Source organism: Pseudomonas alloputida (assembly GCF_021283545.2).
GTDB classification, from domain to species: Bacteria; Pseudomonadota; Gammaproteobacteria; order Pseudomonadales; family Pseudomonadaceae; genus Aquipseudomonas; species Aquipseudomonas alloputida.
The window spans coordinates 2245427-2264740 of sequence record NZ_CP128540.1; the positions used below are offsets into that span (position 1 = coordinate 2245427).

Annotated in this window: 12 protein-coding genes and 1 pseudogene; 3 read left to right on the forward strand and 10 right to left on the reverse strand. The window is 59.3% G+C overall.

The genetic code is table 11. The features are described from left to right. Positions 1-61: 61 nt before the first annotated feature. Positions 62-1423: a Na+/H+ antiporter NhaA gene (gene nhaA / locus LU682_RS10255; protein ID WP_024717420.1), complete on the reverse strand. Its 1362-nt coding sequence runs from the start codon at positions 1421-1423 to the stop codon at positions 62-64. A gap of 297 nt (positions 1424-1720) precedes the next feature. Here nhaA and LU682_RS10260 point away from each other — a divergent pair, with 297 nt between their 5' ends. Beyond that, the gene (locus tag LU682_RS10260) at positions 1721-3694 is read left to right on the forward strand and encodes a BCCT family transporter (RefSeq protein ID WP_016488079.1); all 1974 of its coding nucleotides are present in this window, start codon (positions 1721-1723) and stop codon (positions 3692-3694) included. Positions 3695-3724: 30 nt separating this feature from the next. Here the strand turns inward: LU682_RS10260 and LU682_RS10265 are convergent, their stop codons facing one another. From LU682_RS10265 to LU682_RS10280, 4 genes are all read right to left on the reverse strand, one after another. Next, complete coding sequence (locus LU682_RS10265) at positions 3725-4141, reverse strand: DUF1850 domain-containing protein (protein WP_016488078.1); 417 nt, start codon at positions 4139-4141, stop codon at positions 3725-3727. After that, the gene (locus LU682_RS10270; RefSeq protein ID WP_016488077.1) at positions 4138-6165 is read right to left on the reverse strand and encodes a TRAP transporter permease; all 2028 of its coding nucleotides are present in this window, start codon (positions 6163-6165) and stop codon (positions 4138-4140) included. The genes LU682_RS10265 and LU682_RS10270 overlap by 4 nt, the downstream gene beginning before the upstream one ends. Positions 6166-6194: 29 nt before the next feature. After that, a complete protein-coding gene (locus tag LU682_RS10275) occupies positions 6195-7145 on the reverse strand; it encodes a TAXI family TRAP transporter solute-binding subunit (RefSeq protein WP_016488076.1) in 951 nt (316 codons plus the stop codon). Positions 7146-7245: 100 nt separating this feature from the next. After that, a complete protein-coding gene (locus tag LU682_RS10280; RefSeq protein ID WP_016488075.1) occupies positions 7246-8700 on the reverse strand; it encodes a TrkH family potassium uptake protein in 1455 nt (484 codons plus the stop codon). Positions 8701-8931: 231 nt separating this feature from the next. Here LU682_RS10280 and LU682_RS10285 point away from each other — a divergent pair, with 231 nt between their 5' ends. Beyond that, on the forward strand, positions 8932-10044 hold the full coding sequence (locus tag LU682_RS10285; protein WP_016488074.1) for a mechanosensitive ion channel family protein: 1113 nt from the start codon (positions 8932-8934) through the stop codon (positions 10042-10044). A 76-nt stretch (positions 10045-10120) separates the two neighbouring features. Then, positions 10121-11398, forward strand: a pseudogene (locus tag LU682_RS10290) (DUF2254 domain-containing protein). A 247-nt stretch (positions 11399-11645) separates the two neighbouring features. Here LU682_RS10290 and LU682_RS10295 read toward each other — a convergent pair. From LU682_RS10295 to traD, 5 genes are all read right to left on the reverse strand, one after another. Then, positions 11646-14099, reverse strand: a complete 2454-nt coding sequence (locus LU682_RS10295) for a TonB-dependent siderophore receptor (RefSeq protein WP_016488071.1) — start codon at positions 14097-14099, stop codon at positions 11646-11648. 84 nt (positions 14100-14183) lie between these two features. Then, positions 14184-15152, reverse strand: a complete 969-nt coding sequence (locus tag LU682_RS10300) for a FecR domain-containing protein (protein ID WP_016488070.1) — start codon at positions 15150-15152, stop codon at positions 14184-14186. A gap of 13 nt (positions 15153-15165) precedes the next feature. Continuing rightward, positions 15166-15669, reverse strand: coding sequence for a sigma-70 family RNA polymerase sigma factor (locus tag LU682_RS10305; RefSeq protein WP_232857108.1), 504 nt, complete (start codon positions 15667-15669; stop codon positions 15166-15168). Between the two features lie 751 nt (positions 15670-16420). Next, positions 16421-17149: a TIGR03747 family integrating conjugative element membrane protein gene (locus LU682_RS10310; protein ID WP_232857099.1), complete on the reverse strand. Its 729-nt coding sequence runs from the start codon at positions 17147-17149 to the stop codon at positions 16421-16423. Between the two features lie 35 nt (positions 17150-17184). Beyond that, positions 17185-19311 carry a type IV conjugative transfer system coupling protein TraD gene (traD, locus tag LU682_RS10315; protein WP_016488067.1) on the reverse strand — a complete coding sequence of 709 codons (2127 nt, stop codon included), beginning with the start codon at positions 19309-19311 and terminating at the stop codon, positions 17185-17187. Positions 19312-19314: the final 3 nt, after the last annotated feature.

Consider the following 19314-nt stretch of genomic DNA (forward strand, 5'->3'; position numbering starts at 1 on the left):
GGTACTCACGCACAGTCTGGCAGGCGAGTCATCTCGCATCTGCCAGACATCCGCCGTTTTGTTATGACGTCGACCGGACCTCGCCAGTTGAAGAACGGTTGCGCATGGCGATTACACCCCACGTCAAACCCAGCGCTGCGGCGATGACAGAAGCGGACAGCACCCCCAATTTGGCGGCGCCGAGCGCTGCAGGATCGACGAATGCAAGGTTGGCAATGAAGATCGACATGGTAAAGCCTATGCCTGCCAAAAGACCGATCAACATGATGCCCCGCCAGTTGACTTCGGCCGGGAGTGCACACCAGCCCAATCGGACCATCAACCAGCTGACGCTGACGATTCCCAACGGTTTGCCTGCGATCAGGGCGGCGGCCACTGCCATCATTACCCAGCGTGATGTTTCGGCGGAAAGGTCAGCGCCCGACAGGCTCACCCCAGCGTTGGCCAAGGCGAACAACGGCATGATGCCAAATGCCACCCAAGGGTGCAGCAGGCCTTGTATGCGTACTACCGGAGGTACCAGTTCGCGTTGCGCTGAGCGCAGACGTTTCAACGGGTCCATCAGATCGCTGGCATCCTTCTCGGGTGCCTTGGCATTGCCCAGCAGCTCGCTGGTAAAACGGCTGACAGCATCCAGCGGACGCTCGCGCATGGGCATCGCCGTTACTGGAGTCATCAGACCTAGCACAACACCGGCAAGCGTCGGGTGAGCACCGGTCATCAGCATACCCAGCCAGGTAATGGCGCCCGGGAGGATGTAGGCCCATGCACTACCCACGCCGATTTTCTGCAATCCCATGACCAGCAGCAGCCCAACCGCAGCCACCGCGAAGCCGCTGTAATCGAGGCCGCCAGAGTAGAATAGGGCGATGATCAGCACTGCGATAATGTCATCGATTATCGCCAGGGCGAGCAAGAAGACGCGGACATTGGAAGGAATCGATTTGCCCAGCAGTGCCAGTACACCCACGGCAAAAGCGATGTCGGTGGCTGTTGGCACGGCCCAGCCTTGTTGTTCCTGGGGGGCATGGCCAAAACCAAGATAAATGAGCGCAGGGACGGCCACACCGCCGATTGCCGCCGCCATCGGTAAAGCAGCTTGGCGCAGGCTGGCGAGTGCGCCTTCATGAATCTCACGACGGATCTCCATGCCTACGACCAGGAAGAAGATGGTCATCAAGCCATCGTTGATCCAGAAATGCAGGGATTTGGCGTAGATCACCGAACCGATGCCGAGTGTCAGCGGGGTGTGCCAAAGATGCTCATAACTTTCCGCCGCCGGGGAATTCGCCCAGACCAGCGCGGCGAGTGCGGCCACGAGAAGGACAATGCCGCTGACGGCTTCGATATGAAGAAAGCGTTCAAAGTTGGCAAAGGCCCGTTCGGCCAATTCCTGGGCTCGAGGTAATTCTTTCTGGGGCATAGGCGCAATGGCTCCCGCATGGCGGCCCGACCAGCGTTGTTGTTTAACCTGCCTCACTGCGCCGTGCAGCTAGCACCCGATGGCAGTCTACCCAATCATCGCGGTCAGATGAATGCTCAATTAGCGGTCAGTGGTTCAAATGGTGGGTATTTGAGATTTTTTTGCGGCGGGGGTAGGGTCTAAAGTCAACTTCGAGCGGGGAGGGGCCGCCATCAGGCACTGCATGGGCTGCTAGTCTTGGACCAAGTCGCCGTGCTCGCCCCCTGTGCTCATCGCCTTACAAGGAGAACTGCCGCAATGACTGCAGCCCCGAAACCCAGGAGCACCCTCAATCCCCCCGTTTTCTATACCAGCGCGGTTTTGATCTTTCTTCTCGTGCTGTACGCCACAGCATTCCAAGCGCATGCGCAGGCGCTGTTCGAACACGTCCAGACCTGGATCATTACCAATGCCAGTTGGTTTTACATCCTTACCGTGGCGCTGGTCTTGATCAGTGTGGTGTTCCTGGCCGTCAGTCGTTACGGTGATATTAAGTTAGGGCCCGATCACAGTGAGCCGGATTACCGGAAGAGCAGCTGGTTCGCCATGTTGTTTTCCGCCGGCATGGGCATCGGCTTGATGTTCTTCGGTGTGGCGGAGCCGGTGATGCATTTCACCACCCCTCCAGTGGGTGACCCTGGCACGGTCGCGGCGGCACGCGAAGCCATGAAGATCACGTTTTTCCACTGGGGGCTGCATGCTTGGGCGATCTACGCCATTGTTGCATTGATTCTGGCTTACTTCAGCTTCCGCAATGGGCTGCCGCTGACCCTGCGCTCGGCACTTTACCCATTGATCGGTGAACGCATCTACGGCCCGATTGGTCATGCGGTCGATATCTTCGCCATCCTCGGCACGGTGTTCGGCGTCGCGACCTCGCTGGGGTATGGGGTACTGCAGATCAACAGCGGCTTTCACCATGTGTTCGGTCTGCCGGTCAGCCCGACGGTTCAGGTCATTCTCATTGCAGCCACGTGTGGGTTGGCAACGCTTTCGGTGGCCAGTGGGCTGGATAAAGGCATTCGCATCCTGTCCGAGCTCAATTTGAGTCTGGCAGTGATATTGATGTTGTTCGTCCTGATCTTGGGGCCTACCGTGTTCCTGCTGCAGGCTTATGTACAGAATACCGGCGCTTACCTTTCGGACATCGTCAACAAGACCTTCAACCTCTACGCCTATGAACCGACTGACTGGATTGGTGGGTGGACGTTGCTGTATTGGGGCTGGTGGTTGTCTTGGTCGCCTTTTGTAGGGCTGTTCATCGCTCGCATTTCGCGTGGACGTACCATCCGTGAGTTCGTGTGTGGCGTGTTGTTCGTTCCGGCCGGTTTTACGTTGCTGTGGATGACGGTATTTGGTGATTCGGCTATCCACATGATCCTCAACGATGGGGTGAAGGACTTGGCCACTGTCGTTGGCCAAGACAGCTCATTGGCGTTATTCGCGTTCCTTGAACACTTCCCGTTTTCCACGGTGATCTCGCTGATCGCGGTACTGATGGTGGTGGTGTTCTTCGTAACCTCGGCAGACTCGGGGGCCTTGGTAGTCGATATGCTCGCGTCCTCCGGCCAAGGCCATTCCCCATTGTGGCAACGGATTTTCTGGTCGCTCAGCATCGGTGCTGTTGCCATTGCGTTGCTCTTGGCTAACGGCCTCAAAGCCTTGCAGACCGCCACCATCGCCAGCGCGTTGCCGTTCGCCGCCATTCTGTTGATTGCCATCTGGGGATTGTTCAAGGCCTTGAGCCTGGATGCTACCCGTCGCGGCTTGCGTAATCAGGCCCTTCCAGGTACTCGGCATACCCGGCAGCACCAAGGCGGCTGGCAGCGCCGGCTGCGCAATATTGCCATGATGCCGCGCCGCGCCCATGTCACGCGCTTTATTGCCGAGGTGGTCAAGCCGGCCTGTGAAGAGGTTGCACTTGAGTTGCGCAAGCAAGGCTACGACGTCGCGGTGAATGAGCGGGATGATGGCCGCGTCACCCTCGAGCTTTCACACGCTGGGGAAGGGCGCTTTCTCTACGAAGTCCGTCCGCGTGCTTTCAACACACCTAGCTTCGTCATGCGTGATACGGAAGACGGAACCGATGGTCGCAAGTATTTCCGGGCTGAGGTGCATTTGCGTGAAGGAGGCCAGGACTATGACATCATGGGTTGGAGTCGTGACGATGTGATCGGCGATATCCTCGATCAATACGAGCGTCACCTGCATTACCTTCATGTGGTGAGTTGAGACTGGGGGTGTATTGCGCTGCACAAGGCGTCAGGGCAGTGCAGAGCGCTCGTTAGCGGGCATTGAAAGCCGGCAGGGCCAGAAGTCAACGGCGGCAACGTCCCTGGAAGGTGGACCTAGCCAGTTTGCAAGTGGCTGGCAATGGCCCTGAAAGCACAGCTCATAGTCTCCGGCTTCGGGTGTGCGCCCGGCATGCAAGGGGTTCAGAGGCGGCAGTTGGCGGTGGTAGTGCCATGTGCCATCTCGCAACGTGGCGTCATCGGGTATTTCCATGCCAGCGCCGCTGCCGCGTACGCGGGCCTCCATGAGTACCAGCCCGCTGGCGCCGACCTGGTAATCCTCTTCCCAGCGGATTTTCTCGATGCTGTGCTGCCAAGCCAGGGTGAAGTGCTCAATGGGCAGGCTGGCCCAAACCACGCCGGCGAGCCCAAGGCAGAGACCATTCATACCCTTTGCTCGGCTGTCGTGCGACTCCGCCAAACGTGCCAGCCCAATACCGCAATACCCAGGGCGAACCCGACTTCATCACTGACGGGCAAGGCCAGGATCAGGCATACACCTGCGACGAAGGCCAGTAGACGCTCCCACCAGGTCATGGACATACGGAAGTGGCCAATCGATGCGCAGCCCCATAGCGCAACAGCAAACACGGCCTTGATCACCATGTACGAGGTGGCGCTGAGACTGTCGCCCTGCAGCATCAACGCAGGGTCGTAGACCGCCATGAATGGCACGACGAAACCAGCCAGGGCAATGCGGACCGCCCAGAAGCTGATCAGTAACCCTTTTTCCTTGGCAATGGGGGCGGCCGCGAAGCACGCCAGCGCGACCGGCGGGGTGAGGTCAGCCAGAATGCCGAAATAGAACACGAACATGTGCGAAACGATCAGTGGCACACCGAGCTCCAGCAGGGCGGGGGCGGCGATGGAACTGGTAATGATGTAGTTGGGGATGGTGGGAATGCCCATGCCTAGCACCAGGCACGTCAGCATGGTCAAGAGCAGTGACAGGAACAGGTTGTCGCGGCCGAGATCAAGGATGTACCCCGCAAAGGTCGTGGCAAGTCCGGTCAGGGAAATGACGCCGATAATGACCCCCACCAGCGCGCAGGCAATGCCCACCGGTACGGCATGCCGCGCCCCCTCCGCCAGCGCCATTACAAAGCCGCTAAGGGTGGCCCTTGCGCCTTGCACGAAGACGCAGGCGAGGGCAAGCGCCGCGATCACCAGCAGGATGACGCCGATGCCCATGCGGAAGAAGCCCGAGCACAGTAGTCCCAATGCGACCCAAAAGGCCGCGCGTAGCCAGGTGCCCTGAGCGCGCAGGATGATGGCCGAGCCCAGGATGACGATAGCTGTCAGGGCCAGGCCAACCATGCCTGAATAAAGGGGCGTACGCCCCGAGAACAGCAGCGCGACCAATATCACCAGTGGCACGAGCAAGAACCAGCGTTGGCGCAACGCGTCCCAGGCACTGGGGCATTCTTCGCGGGGCAGGCCATGCAGGTGGCTGCGTTTAGCCTCCAGGTGAACCATCCAGTAAATCGAGCCGAAATACAGCAAGGCAGGGATGAGCGCAGCTTTGGCCACTTCGGCGTAGGGCACGTTGATGGTTTCCGCCATGATGAAAGCGACCGCACCCATGACCGGTGGCATCAGTTGGCTGCCCATGCTGGAGGTCGCTTCGACGCCCCCGGCAAACGCCGGCTTGTAGCCAAAACGCTTCATCAGCGGAATGGTGAACTGCCCGGTAGTCACCACGTTGGCCACTCCGGAGCCGGTGATAGTTCCCATCAGCGCCGAGGAAAATACCGCGACTTTCGCCGGGCCACCGCTACGGTGACCAAACAGGCCCATGGCAAAGTCGGTGAACAGGCGGATCATGCCCGCCTGCTCCAGAAACGCCCCAAAGAGGATGAACAGGTAGATGTACGTGGCTGAAACATAGGTAGGGGTGCCATACAGCCCCTCGGTACCGAAGGACAGTTGGTTGACAATCTGGTCAACGCCGTAGCCTCGGTGCGCAAGGTCACCGGGCAGGTACTGGCCTAGGAGCCCGTAGGCCAGAAACAGGGCGCAGATAAACGGAAGCGCAACGCCCATGACTCTTCGTGCGGCTTCGAAAACCAGGCCGATCAGTAATAGGCCGACGATCAGATCGCTGCTGATCAACTCGCCTGAGCGTTGAATAAGGTCGCCTTCGAAGTACCACTGATAGGCGGCCGTCGTCATTCCTGCAATCCCCAATAGCCAGGCAAGCGGTTGCCAAGGCCGGTGGTGACCGACTACCGGGTAGCTTAGGAATACGACCAACAGCAGGAAGCCCACGTGCACCGATCGCAATACCTGGGTGGAGATGAGTGGGTAGGCCGCGGTGGCGACCTGAAAGATTGAAAACGCCAACGCCACCGCGAATAGAGTTGCGGGCCAGCGGTCGGTACTGGCGTGAAGGCCGTGCGACGATTCGCTCATGGAGTGCTCCCACTTTGCGCGACAAAGGATCAGGGGAGCAGGTTTTTCTCTTTGAAATAGCGTTCAGCGCCAGGGTGGAGCGGGATCGGCAAATTCTTGGCTGCATTCTCAGCTTGGATATCTTTCGCTGCCGCATGAGATGTGACCAAGCGTGGCAGATTCTCGAAGATCGATTTGGTCATCTGGTAGGCCAGGTCGTCGCTCAGGTCCGCCCGGGTGACCAGAATGTTGGTGATGGCTACCGTTGGCACTTCCATCCCTTGGCCGTCATAGGAATTGGCCGGAATGGTGGCCGCTTGGTAAGCGGAATTGCCGATTTTCTTCACGACGTCGGCCGGGATGGGCACGAACACCACCGGCAGTGTCGCCGCCAGGTCACGGATAGCTGCCTGGCCGAGGCCCGAAGACTGCAGAGTGGCATCCAACTGACGATTCTTGATCAGTTCGACGGACTCTGCGTAAGGCAGGTATTCGACCTTGCCCATATCCTGGTAAGTGAGCCCCGCTGCCCTGAAGATGGCCCGTGCGTTGAGCTCCGTGCCTGATTTAGGTGCTCCGACCGAAATGCGCTTACCCTTGAGGTCCTCAAGCGATTTGATCCCCGATTCCTGGCTGGCGACGATCTGGATGTAATTGGGGTACGTTCCGGCAATGGCCCGGAGTTTCTTCAGCGGGGCCTTGAAACCGGCCTCGGCGTCACCTTTCCAGGCATCTGCCACCGAGTCGCCCAAGGCGAATGCCAGTTCACCGCGGCCAGCTTGCAGCAAGTTGAGATTTTCTACCGATGCCTTGGTGGCCTGAACTGTAGTCTTGCTGCCTTCGATCTCATGGCTGTAGATCTGCGAGATACCGACGCCGACGGGATAGTAGACGCCGCTGGTTCCCCCTGTAAGGATATTGATGAAGGTGGGTGCAGCCTGGGCTGTGGCGCAAGCGGCTAAAACAGTGCCGGCCAATGCCAGGCGAAGGGCTCGGTTCATGGTGTCGTTCTCCAGTTGTTGTTTTTATCCTGCGCATAAACCTAGATCGAATCTGCCGTGCTTGCCCATCTTTTGGCCCTGAACCGGTCGCTGTAAATGCCTAGAACCGCCAAAATGCAGGTGCCACGAGCACCAATACGGTGAGGATTTCAAGGCGACCCAGGAGCATGCCGAGGGTCAACAACCATTTCGCCGAGTCGGGCAGCGAGGCAAAGTTGCCGGCTGGTCCAATCACCGTGCCCAGGCCTGGACCGACGTTGCACACGGCCGTGGCCGCAGCACTCAAGGCAGTGGTCCAGTCGAGCCCGATCAGGGACAGTAGCAGGGCAATTACTGCAATCGTGATGGAGAAGAAGAACGAAAAGGTCAGTAGCGAACGCACGATCTCCTCGTCAATGGGGTGGCCATTGTATTTCTTCGAGATTGTCGCCCGAGGGTGAATCAACTGCTTCAGGCTGCTGATCAGCAACGATGCAGCCACTTGGAAACGGAAAATTTTCAAGCCGCCGGCCGTAGATCCTGAGCACCCTCCGATGAACGTCAGGTAGAAAAACAACAGTACGGAAAAGCTGCCCCACAGCGTGTAGTCACCAACCGCGATACCCGTTGTGGTAACCACTGACGTGACATTGACCGCAACGATTCGTAAGGCATCCCACCATGACAGACCGCTGTGCCAACACAACCAACTACCCACCAAGATCCACGCAACCACGAGAAAACCCAGAAATCCCTGTACCTGATGGTCCTTGATCAGGGCGCGACGATGGCCCCGCAATGTCGCCACATACAGTGTGAAGGGCAGACTGCCGAGAATCATGATCACGACGGCTACCCAATGCACCGCAGGCTGCGTCCAATGCCCGAGTGACGCATCCGAGGTCGAGAAGCCGCCCGTCGAAATCAATGACATCGAATGATTGATGGCTTCGAATGGGGTCATACCGGCGAGCCATAGGGCCAGGGTGGCGAAGGCGGTAAGTCCCAGGTAAATCACAAGGATCATCTTCGCCGCAACATGCGAGCGTGGCGTGACCTTGTCCGACCAGTCAGAGGACTCGGTCTGGAAAAGACGCATGCCACCTACACGCAACAGTGGCAGCACAGCCACAGCCATACCGATGAAGCCGATTCCCCCAAGCCAATGGAGCAGAGAGCGCCAGATCAGCAACCCGGGTGACGCACTGTCAAGGCCGGTCAATACCGTGGAGCCGGTTGTCGTGATGCCCGACATGGTCTCGAAGAACGCATCCGTATAGCTGATGTGCCGAATGAACACCATGGGCAAGGCTGCGAAGGCACATACCACGACCCAGCTCGCGGTTGTGAGCAGATACATGTCCCTGGACCGTATCTGCGGCGCATCAGGAAGCCCCCTGGCGATCAACGAGAGCCCCGCGCACAGGGCAATCAGGCTCGACCAGGCGAACGCTCCAAGATCGTCGTTGCGCCCATACACCAGCAAAGTCGTCATAGGTATGACCATGCTGATGGACAAGGTGATCAGGAACACGCCGATGATGAAGCCGATGAAACGCAGTGCAGGGAGTGGCATCGAAAAAAACTCATAGGTGTGATGCCGGGCAGTATCGACGGCGTAACGGCGATGTCGAGTAAAAAAACCGTAAAGGCCCAGAGCTCAATGGTAATCCCTTGGCTAGCGCGGCGCGGGAGAAAGAGACAGGCCAGCGCGCTAGCGGGAAGATCCGATCGACCTCTGAGGCTAGCTTGCCGTCAGAGACAGAACAGATCCCGCTCATTCGACGAAATCAGGAGGCTTTCACTCATGTACGAGCGCATCATTGATTTGATCACAGGCAATACGGTTTTCGGCATATCGGTGCTCAACCTGTTGCTGGCGCTAGGTGTTGCTGCAATCACATTCACGGTGTCACGGGCTGCAATCGGCTTCATGCAACGCCGGGTCAGCGCTGTTGGGAGCGTCGGTCAGGTATTGGTAAAGGTTCTGGCAGGTACCAGCAACCTCCTGTTGCTGCTGGCTTCGTTGCTGGTGGGGCTGGGGATGCTCGATTTGCCAGAACGATGGCTGACCAGGGTCAGCAGTTTGTGGTTTGTGGTCGCCGCACTGCAGATTGGCTTGTGGCTCAATCGCGCCATTGCCCTGGGGCTGGTCCATTATTTCTCGCGCCATGGCGGGCAGGGGCTCTATCAAGGCAGTGCACTAGCGACCTTGTCGGCTTGGGGGGCACGCGTACTGTTGTGGTCGGTAGTCGTGCTGGCGATGTTGTCCAACCTGGGCGTGAACATTACCGCCTTCGTTGCCAGCTTGGGGGTGGGCGGCATCGCTGTAGCACTGGCAGTACAGAATATTCTCGGCGATCTTTTCGCTTCGCTGTCAATCGCCGTCGATAAGCCGTTCGAGGTGGGAGACTTCATCGTGATTGGGCCATTGGCGGGGACAGTTGAGCACGTGGGGCTGAAAACGACCCGTATTCGCAGCCTGGGGGGTGAGCAGATCGTCATGGCCAATGCGAGCATGATCAGCAGCACCATACAGAACTACAAGCGTCTTCAGGAGCGGCGCATCGTCTTCGAATTCGGCCTGTCCTACGACACCCCCACTGAGGCTGTGAAAAAAGCGCCCGTCATCGTGGAAGAGATCATCAAGTCTCAGGACCAGGTACGCTTCGATCGTGCCCACCTGCGTGGCTTTGGAAAGGAGGCGTTGGAGTTCGAATGCGTTTACATCGTTCAGGATCCTGGCTACAACCTGTATATGGATATTCAGCAGGCTATCAATTTCCGGCTGCTTGAGTGTTTTTCCCGAATTGGCGCCAGGTTCGCGTTGCCGGTGCGCTCCATCAAGGTCACGGCTTTACCAGAGCAGGCCGATACGCCGGTGCAGCAGCGTGGTAGCCACGGTTATGGGCGAGGTTGATGGGCAGATTCAATGACGGTGGGGGCGGGAAACTGAGCGCGCTGACGGCGTGGGCTGCCAGGCGGGCCTACGGATGATGGCGCGCTGGCGTTGGATCGCTGTTCGAGTCACTAAGCGACTATGGTTCCGGGCGACTTTGTTTTCGCTGCTCGGCGTGGCGACAGCCTTGATTGCGGTGGTGTTAAAAGACTTCATTCCTGCGTCCTTGCCCGCTCGGATAGGCGCGGACGCTGTTGACAAGATCCTCGGCATCATTGCCTCCAGCATGTTGGCGGTCACCATCTTTTCCTTGAGTACCATGGTGGCGGCATATGGTGCGGCCAGCACGGGGGTAACGCCTCGTGCCACGACGCTGGTGATGGAGGATACGACCACGCACAATGCGCTTGCCACGTTTATCGGCTCGTTCCTGTTCAGCCTGGTCGGGCTGATTGCTTTAAGTACGGGCGTCTATGGTGATCAAGGGCGTGTCTTGCTGTTCGCGGTAACCATCGCAGTTGTCATCCTGATCGTTTATACCTTGCTGCGCTGGATCGATCACCTCTCCAGGCTCGGGCGTGTAGGTGAGACTATCGACCGCGTCGAGAGGGCTGCGATAGAGGCTATCTAGCATCGGGCCAAATGGCCTTACCTGGGGGGCTCTGCATACCCGCCAGGCATGGTTTTCCCTCCTGCTGCCCAGCGTTTGGTCAGTCATCGAACCGGTTACGTTCAGCACATTGATGTGGAGGCTTTGGCAGCCATCACCCAGCGGCACAACGTTATGATCTATATGGATGTGTTGCCTGGCACATTCGTCTACCCAGGAGCACCGCTTGCGACCGTCGTGGCGCAACCCGGCCAGGACGTACGAGGGGTGGCGGCCTTCGAGCTTGACGTACATGCAGCCATTACGGTGGGCACCCGTCGGACGTTCGAGCATGACCCGCGCTTCGGCCTGTCAGTGCTGTCCGAGATCGCTTCCAGAGCGTTGTCGCCTGCAGTCAATGACCCCGGCACTGCGATCGATGTCATCGGTCGAGGTGTCAGGTGCTTGTCGCACTGGGGGCGGCCTCAGGCGCTGGCTCCGTCTCATGGAGACTGTGCCCAAGTTTATCTGCACGGTATTGTGGTCGAGGATTTGTTCGATGATTTCTTCGGGCCGATCGCTCGAGACGGGGCGGCGCTGCAGGAGGTGAATATACGACTGCTCAAGGCGTTGTTGAGCCTGGCTCAAATCAATCCACGGCTGTTTGAAGGCAGTGCGAGCAGGCATGCAGAGCGGCTGCTCTTTCTTGCCCATGCCGCGCTCGTGCTTGAGGCGGAAAATGCGCAGTTGGTCAAACTGGCTGAGCCGTTTCATGCCAAGTGTTAGCCTTGAAATGTGTAGGCTCGACTGGACGGGTTACAGCTTTCTTCCTGATGAGAAGCTCGTCCCGCATCTGCAACACGGCTTGTGTCGAGTATTAGCCTCGGCGGCCTTCCCGTGCATCCATATTGGTGTTTAACGCACGGTGTATCTTACATGGCGCAGTCAACGTTGGCTGCGCCCGGTACTGGCAAGCTAGCTCTCCATATCCGTTTCCATCTCGGGGCAACTTTTAACCCTGTTGCATTTCAGGTCACCACCGGAAAGTCAGGCTGCCAATCACTGTACGGCGGTTCCCGTAGAATACGGTTTGCTCATAGAACCCCGGGGTGAAATAGCGCTTGTCGAACAGGTTGCTTGCGCTCAGGTCCACCGAAACCCCTTGAAGGTCCTCTCTCAGGTGCGCCAGGTCATAGCGCACGCTGGCGTCGGTGAGGGTGTAATGAGGGACTTTGACAGTGTTCTTGGCGTTGTACGAGGACCCGACATAACGCTGCCCGACACCCATGCCCAGCCCCTCCAGCGGGCCGGCCTGCACGGTGTAGTCAAGCCACAGCGAGGCGGTGTTGCGGGGCACCGAGATCGGCACGTTGCCCTCAAGGCTGTAGGCGGCGGCGCCAGTGCCCACGGGATTGGCCTTGGTCACCTCGGCGTCGACGTAGGCGTACGAAGCGATCAGGTCCAGGCCGCGGCTCAGCTCGGCCTTGCCTTCGAGTTCGATGCCACGCGAGCGCTGCTCGCCGGTCTGCACCTGAAAGCTGGGGTTGGTCGGGTCGGTGGTGGTGACATTCTTCTGGGTCAAGTCATAAGCCGAGAGGGTGATGAAGCTGTTGTAGCCAGGCGGCTCGTACTTGATACCGACTTCGTACTGCTCCCCCTCGGTGGGCTTGAAGTAGCTGCCATCCTGAGCCGTACCCGAGGTCGGCTGGAAGGAGGTGCTGTAGCTGGCGTAGGGGGTGATGCCGTTGTCGAACAGATAGGCCAGGCCCACGCGACCGGTGAACTTGTGGTCCTTCTGTACGCTGCGGGTGTCGTTCAGGTAGCTGTACTCGCGCCCCTCGACCCAGTCCTTGCGCCCGCCCAAGGTCAGGCGCCACTGGTTCAGGCTGAGCATGTCCTGGGCGTACAGGCCTTTTTGCGACACGACGCTCTTGCCGTCAGTCTGCAACGTGCTGTTCCAGGTCGGGCTGGCATTGTAGACCGGGTCGAAGATATCGACGGTCTGGTTGGCGGCAACGCCCCGGCGCGATTCACGGCCCGAATAATGGCCGTAGTCGAAGCCCACCAGCACATCGTGGCCAATGGCGCCGGTGTCGAAGTGGCCGCCCAGGTTATTGTCGAGCAGGAACGTATCGGTTTTCTTCGGGCGTTTCTGGTAGCCGAAGGTGTAAGTCCGGCCGTCGGCACCCAGTTGGCCGCTGTTGCGAGCACCGTTGCTGATGTAGTCGACGTCGACCTTCATGTAGCGGGCGTTCTGGGTGAATTTCCAGTCGTCGTTCAGCTGGCGCTCGAAGAGGTAGCCGAGCGAGGTGTTCCCCACCTCGTTCTTGCTCACGTGCGGATCGCCCAGGTAAGTACTCGACGGGATGTGGCCGAAGGGCGTGTTGGTCAGCGTACCGTTCACCGGGAAGCTCTGTTCGGCGCCACCCTTGCGGGTCTTCAGGTAGCTGGCCAGGAGCGTGACGCTGGTGTCCTCGTCAGGCTTCCAGGTCAGCGACGGAGCGATATAGGTACGGTCGTCCGGCGAATGATCGACCTGGGTACCGCTGTCACGCTTGAGCGCCACCAGGCGATAGCTGAATTTGCCCTCGTCATCCAGTCGACCACCGAGATCCAGCGCCGTCTGCTGGCGATCGAAGCTGCCGCCCTGAACCTGGATTTCGTGAATGGCTTCGTCGGTGGGCCGCTTGCTGGTCAGGTTGACCATGCCGCCAGGCGCCATTTGGCCGTACAGCACCGACGCCGGGCCCTTGATCACATCGATGCGTTCCAGGCCGTAGGTTTCGAAGTCGGTGTCGTACTGGTTGAAGCCGCTGCGCAGGCCGTCCCTGTACACCCCGAACAGGTTGAACGAACGGAAACCGCGCATGTAGATATCCGGCGCGCCCTGTCCGCCCACGTAATCGATCGCGCGAATGCCCGGGGTGTAGGCGACGGCGCTGTTGAAGTCCTGCACGCCGCGCTTGTTCATCTCGTCGCGGGTGATCACCGAGATCGACTGCGGCACTTCACTGATGGCGGCATTGGTCTTGGTGCCGACCGAGGAGCGGTTGGCGACGATACCGTCGATGGGGCCGGTAATACTCTGCTCGGCGCGGCCGCTGATGGTCGAGACCGGAAGCGTCATACCGCCCTCCACGCCTGCTTGGTGCTGCAGGGTGTAGCTGCCATTGGGCAGCGCTATCGCCGTCAAGCCAGTACCCGAAAGCAGCACGGCCAGACCGGCCTCGACACTGTAGTCACCGCGAAGGCCTTGGCTGTGCAGGCCCGCCACCTGATCGGCAGGGTACGACAGCAGCAGTTTGCTTTCGTGACCAAAGCGATTGAGCACATCGCGCAAGGTGCCAGCGGGTATGTCGTAGCTGCGGTTGGTAGACGCCGCACTGACGATACCGGCACCCGACAGCAAGCCGACACCAGCAAGCGAGGGGACCAGGCTGCTGGCCATGGCGAAGGTCAGCGCCCGAAGGCGAAGGGGGTGATTCATGCCGTGCTCCACAAGAATGATCGAGGTCTTTCTGGTGGAGTCTCGCGAGTGCGGCAAACAGACCACCCTTTTCGCGATTTATTTTCAAACCTGGATGTTTTTCGGCTCCAGCGTCACCCAGTAAGGGGTGAAACGGCGAACCTCGGCACCCAGCGAAACCCCAAGTGTCTGCAGAATCCGGTCCGTGTCGGCCAGCGGGTAAGTGCCCGCGACGCGCACGCCGGCAAGACTGCGGGCGCAGCCCAGATGGCCACGACGATAACGCCCAAGCTCCTGGAGGAACTGCTCCAACGGCATGTCACTGGCCATCAGCATGCCGTCGGTCCAGGCCCTGTCAGCCTCGCTCAGCGTGCGCAACGGACCGACCTGGTCGCGCGTGAACATTAGCTGTTGCCCGGCCTGCACGCTGATGCCGGCCAGGCGTTCGGGGTACAACCTGACGACGCCATCGCGTACCGCGAGTCGGCTGTAGCCCGACTCCTGACGCAGCAGAAAACGCCCCTGTGCAGCTTCAACCCAGCCCTGCCCGGTCTGCGCCCGGAACGGTCGCAGCGCAGGAGCCGCGACCACGTTCACTTGAATTTCACCACGCAGCAGCCGCAAATCGCGCCCGGCCTGGTCAAATCTGACGTCGACCGCGCTATCGGTGTTGAGCAGCAACTGGCTGCCATCGGCCAACACGACATTGCGCTGCTCGCCTACACCGCTGTGATAGTCAGCGTTCAGGTTCTGCCACAGCGCAGTATTACGACCATTCCACGCCAGCGTTCCGCTGGCCACCGCGAGCACCAGTACCTTGAGTGCGCTGCGCCGGTCCAGGTTGCTCGTGGGCGTGGCGGTCAGCGCGGCATGCGCGATGGGGGCATGATTGGCCAGACCCGACAGCCGCTCGGCAAACGACTCGACGCGCTGCCAGGCACGGGCGTGTTCAGGGTGCTGATGCAACCAACGCTGCCACTGCTCGACCGTACCGGCCGAGACCGACGGTGCCTGCAGTTCGATCATCCACTCCACGGCCTGCTCAGCGATGGCCGGGGCGATTCTGGCGGTCATGGCTGGCACCTGCTCATTCGGCGAAGCAACATTGCACACCGGCCTTGATGATGTAGCGCTTGACGGTGGTTACCGATACGCCGAGCCGCTCGGCAATCTCGGCATGCGCCATGCCGTCAAGCTGGGACCAGAGGAAGGCCTGACGCACCGGGACTTCCAGCCCGTCCATCAGACGGTCGAGTTCCTGCAAGGTCTGCAACAGGATCGCCTGCTCTTCCAGCGAAGGCATCAATTGCTCAGGGACGCTGGCAAGCACTTCAAGGTAGGCGCGCTCCAGCTTCTGCCGGCGGAAGTGGTTGCTTAAGACGCTGCGCGCAACGGTCACCAAAACGGCGCGCGAATCGAGAATCTGTATCGGTTCATGCTTGGCCAGCAGGCGTACGAACGTGTCCTGCGTAAGGTCTGCGGCGCTGGCGCAGCAGCCCAGCTTGCGTCTCAGCCACCCTTGCAACCAACCATGGTGATTGACATATAGGGTGTGAAATTCCGTTGAGGTAGCACCGTCAGTCGTTGACATGATGAATGAGCACTAGCTTGAAAATATAATTATTATCATAGGCAACTGATAATTTCTACCGATTGGCTGGCTTCTCCCTTCCACGGCGGCGATGCCAGAAGCCTGATGGCAGCATCAGTTATGACATGTAAAGTCAAGCTCATAGGCTTGGGGGTAAGTCTTTAATTTGTAGAGGGATGTCGGCTTACAGATCAAATTAATGAGAGCTGAGATGTGAGAACTATTTCTAAATAGATTGTGTGGATAATTAACCACCCTGTAACGGCAGTGATATTTCAGTAGGAAGATAATCTGCAGTAGAGAGTCTTCGTGTCAGTGACTTGAGTCGAGGAATGGACGCTTGTCCATCCTCAGGCTAATACTTAGTTATCTGCCTGAAGAGGTGCAGAGCATGCAAACAAATTTGTTATTGTTTGTCGCAATGCCAATAAAGAGTGGGCAAGCTCTTTCAGCAGTTTGGCGTTATACTGCAACTATTTCGGTCGGCTTCGATATTTATGACAATTAAGAAAAATAAGACTGGTTCCAACCTATCCGACCAAAGCTCTTGCAGAGGCTGCACGCGCAAAGCTGAGCAGAGAGAGCTTTAGTCCTGAAGAACGATCCCCACTTTGCGTACAGGATCTTCGATGTTGTAGTGAGGTCGTTTAATATCCAGTCCCGGCTATCAATGGTACCGCGAGCTCTTTGGCCGTAGGGGTTATGATAAGAACGGTGGTATGGGTGTCTGCGCGATTTCGATTGCTCGCATTCAAAGATATTTTTTGAACGTGCTAACGGTGAGGGCCACCATAAAACCCAGCAACGCAGAACATGGAAGTAATACCCAATTGGGGCTCAGCGACCAAGGGAGCGATAGATAGATTACCCAAGGGCTGACCATCAACGGCAGCAATGTTCGCTTGGCTCGGTGATAGACGAAGCTGCTTTCCCTGTCCGCCCCGAACTTGCGGAGGTCGCGACGCATCAACCCGTCAACCAGTCCGGTGACTACCGCGAGTAAGAAAAGGGGCGTTGCGAGAGTGAGCACAGTCAAGCGCACCACGAACGTGAAAACTGTGAATAGAGCCGCCAGCAGGTAATCCTGGCCAGCGACATACGCCTGAGCAAGTTGTCCTTGCAGCGACGACTCGCGACTGAGCAATTTCAGCTGGATGTCGGATTGTGCCCAGCCTGAGCGGACTACAACCCAATCGTTTAGGCGTTCGAGGATTTTCGTGGCCGCTTGTGCTGGCTCTTGCACCAGGAGCGAGCTCCTAAAGTGGCTGCTGAGCCAGCCAAGTTCACTGAGCCACATGGCATGGCTGTGATGCCAGCCTTTGTCGGGCCAAAACCATAGCATGCCTACGAACTCCAGCAGGATGGAGAACAGCAGGGAAGCAAGCAGCAGGCCGAGCAATCGCAGGCACAGCTCAAGCGTGCCGAGGATCAGACTCGGTCGTCGTTGTGTTTGAGTCGGGTTGGTTGGGGCAGTAGGCATGGAAGGCTCCCAGGTGGTCGTGGGCTGCCAGGTGATCACGAGGAGTATTTACGCCCGGGTGGTGGCATCTCTGGATCAAAATCGACCGTCGGTGCGCCACCGGCACTGCTCCACCAACTCCCTGCATTGGCGTTGTAGGACTCGCGCATGCGCGCAGCCAGCGCTTGCAGATCTGCTGGCATCGCGTCGTCGCTGGCGGGTTTGGGCAGCGGTATCCGAACCTTCCACAGCTGCCCGCCTTCTTGGAACGAGAACATCTGGCCCTTGGGTAGGGCGATGATGTGCGCGGGTTCGATCAGCGGCACGGCCGTGGTGGTGACCCGGTCCTGCGAGGACGACGTGAAGTCGGTACGGGCATCGGGATCGGCCGTGTCGGTAGCGCCGGAGACCAGCGTACGCGTCTGCACATTGACCCTGGGCAGTTGATTGGTCAGGAGTTCGGCAGTCGCGGTTTCCCGCACGCGGAGTATCTGCAGGGTGTTGAAGTTACCGATCACCTGGCCAGCTTTGGCCCGGCTGCCGATGCGTGCCTCGATGTCGCTCAAGGTCTGGGTGTACGCGGTAACCTGGATACCGGCACCACCGCCCTTGTTGATCAGCGGAATGAACTCGTCGCCCATCAGCTCGTTGAACTCGTCGGCGTGCAGGTTGATGGGCACCTTTTCGGCCGCTCTGGAGGAGCTCGGCAGGCCATGGTCGATGCCGTGTTTGTAGATATGCCCGGCCACGGAGACCAGGTCGGCAAACATCGAGTTGCCGACCGCGGCAGCGACCTCGGCATCGGACAGTGCATCCAGGCCGACGTAGACGATGCCGCGTTTACGGATGACCTGCAGCCAGTCGAAGATTGGCCGTGGATCGTCGAGGTCGGCATAGTTGGGGGCCAGCAACTGCGCCGTCTTGCCGCTGGTGAGCTTTTCCAGCAGCGGCAGCAGCGAAGCGACGATCTTGTCGAAGTAGGTGCGGTCGTAGCGCACCGCCGAGCGCAGGCCATCCATCACTGGATCGAAAAGGCGCTTGGCAGTCAGGTACTGCTCGATGGCGACCACGCGTTTCTCGCGGCCAATCATGTGCCGCGGCACGTTCTTCTCGTTGAGCCGAGCTTCGAGATCCACAATGGTCTCCCACGCCTGCGGGTCATGGCGGGCGAAGAAGTGCTGGGCATATTCAATGAACAGCGCGTCGATGTTCACCACATGGCGCTGGATCTGCAGGTAGTCGGGGCGCCGGCCGAGCTCGATCAGCGCCCGGGCGATGATATTCACGAAGCGCCAGGCGAACTCGCGAAACGCCGCCGAGTTGCCTTCGCCGCTGAGTTGGCCGGCAATCCGAGTGGCGACTTCCGAGATGCGACCGAAACGGCCGATGGCGTTGTAGCGTGCGGAAATCTCCGGCCAGCCCAAATGGAAGACGTAGAACTCGTGCTCACGGCCGGCGCGTCGCGCTTCCACGTACATGCGCTTGAGCAGGTCGGCATCGCCTTTGGGGTCGAAGACGATCACCACTTCCTGGCTCGGCCGGTGGATGTCCTGGGTGATGTAGACCTCGGCCAGGCGCGTCTTGCCGACCCGGGTAGTGCCCAGGACCAGGGTATGGCCCACGCGCTCGCCCAAAGGCAAGGAGGCTTCCTGTTCGTTGGGCTCGACGCCGTGCAGCAGCGGGGAGCCACCCACGGGCGGCAGTGGTCGTACCGGGTTGAGTGGGCTGTCCCAGGCGGTTATCCAAGGCAAGATGGAGAGCCCTGGCGGTGCTTTTTCCAGGAGATGCTCCAGGCGGCGGGCCCACTGGTAGGCGGCCGACTGGTTGACGTAGCGGGCCAGCGCGGGATCCTGCGCTTCGAGCAAACGCTGGGTGTGCAGGCGGCTCCAGCGAAAACCACGGCCCATGAACAGGCGCTTGCTGCTGATAGGGATCTGTCGGCTGGTCAGCGAGTAGCGGGGTAGGCGGCGGATGTTGCGTCGATAACGCAAAACAATGCGGGCCTCATTGAGGCGCTTGAGGCCGAAGGCGGTATAGGCCAGGGCCATGCCGGCGCCAACTTCCGGCGACAGCGCCACCGCCCAGGGTGAATGCAGGCACAGCGCGCCGGCACCGGCACAGATGCCTACGGTGTACAGCTCCACTGCCGGGCGCAGCAGGGATTCCATCGCATGATCGCCCATGGC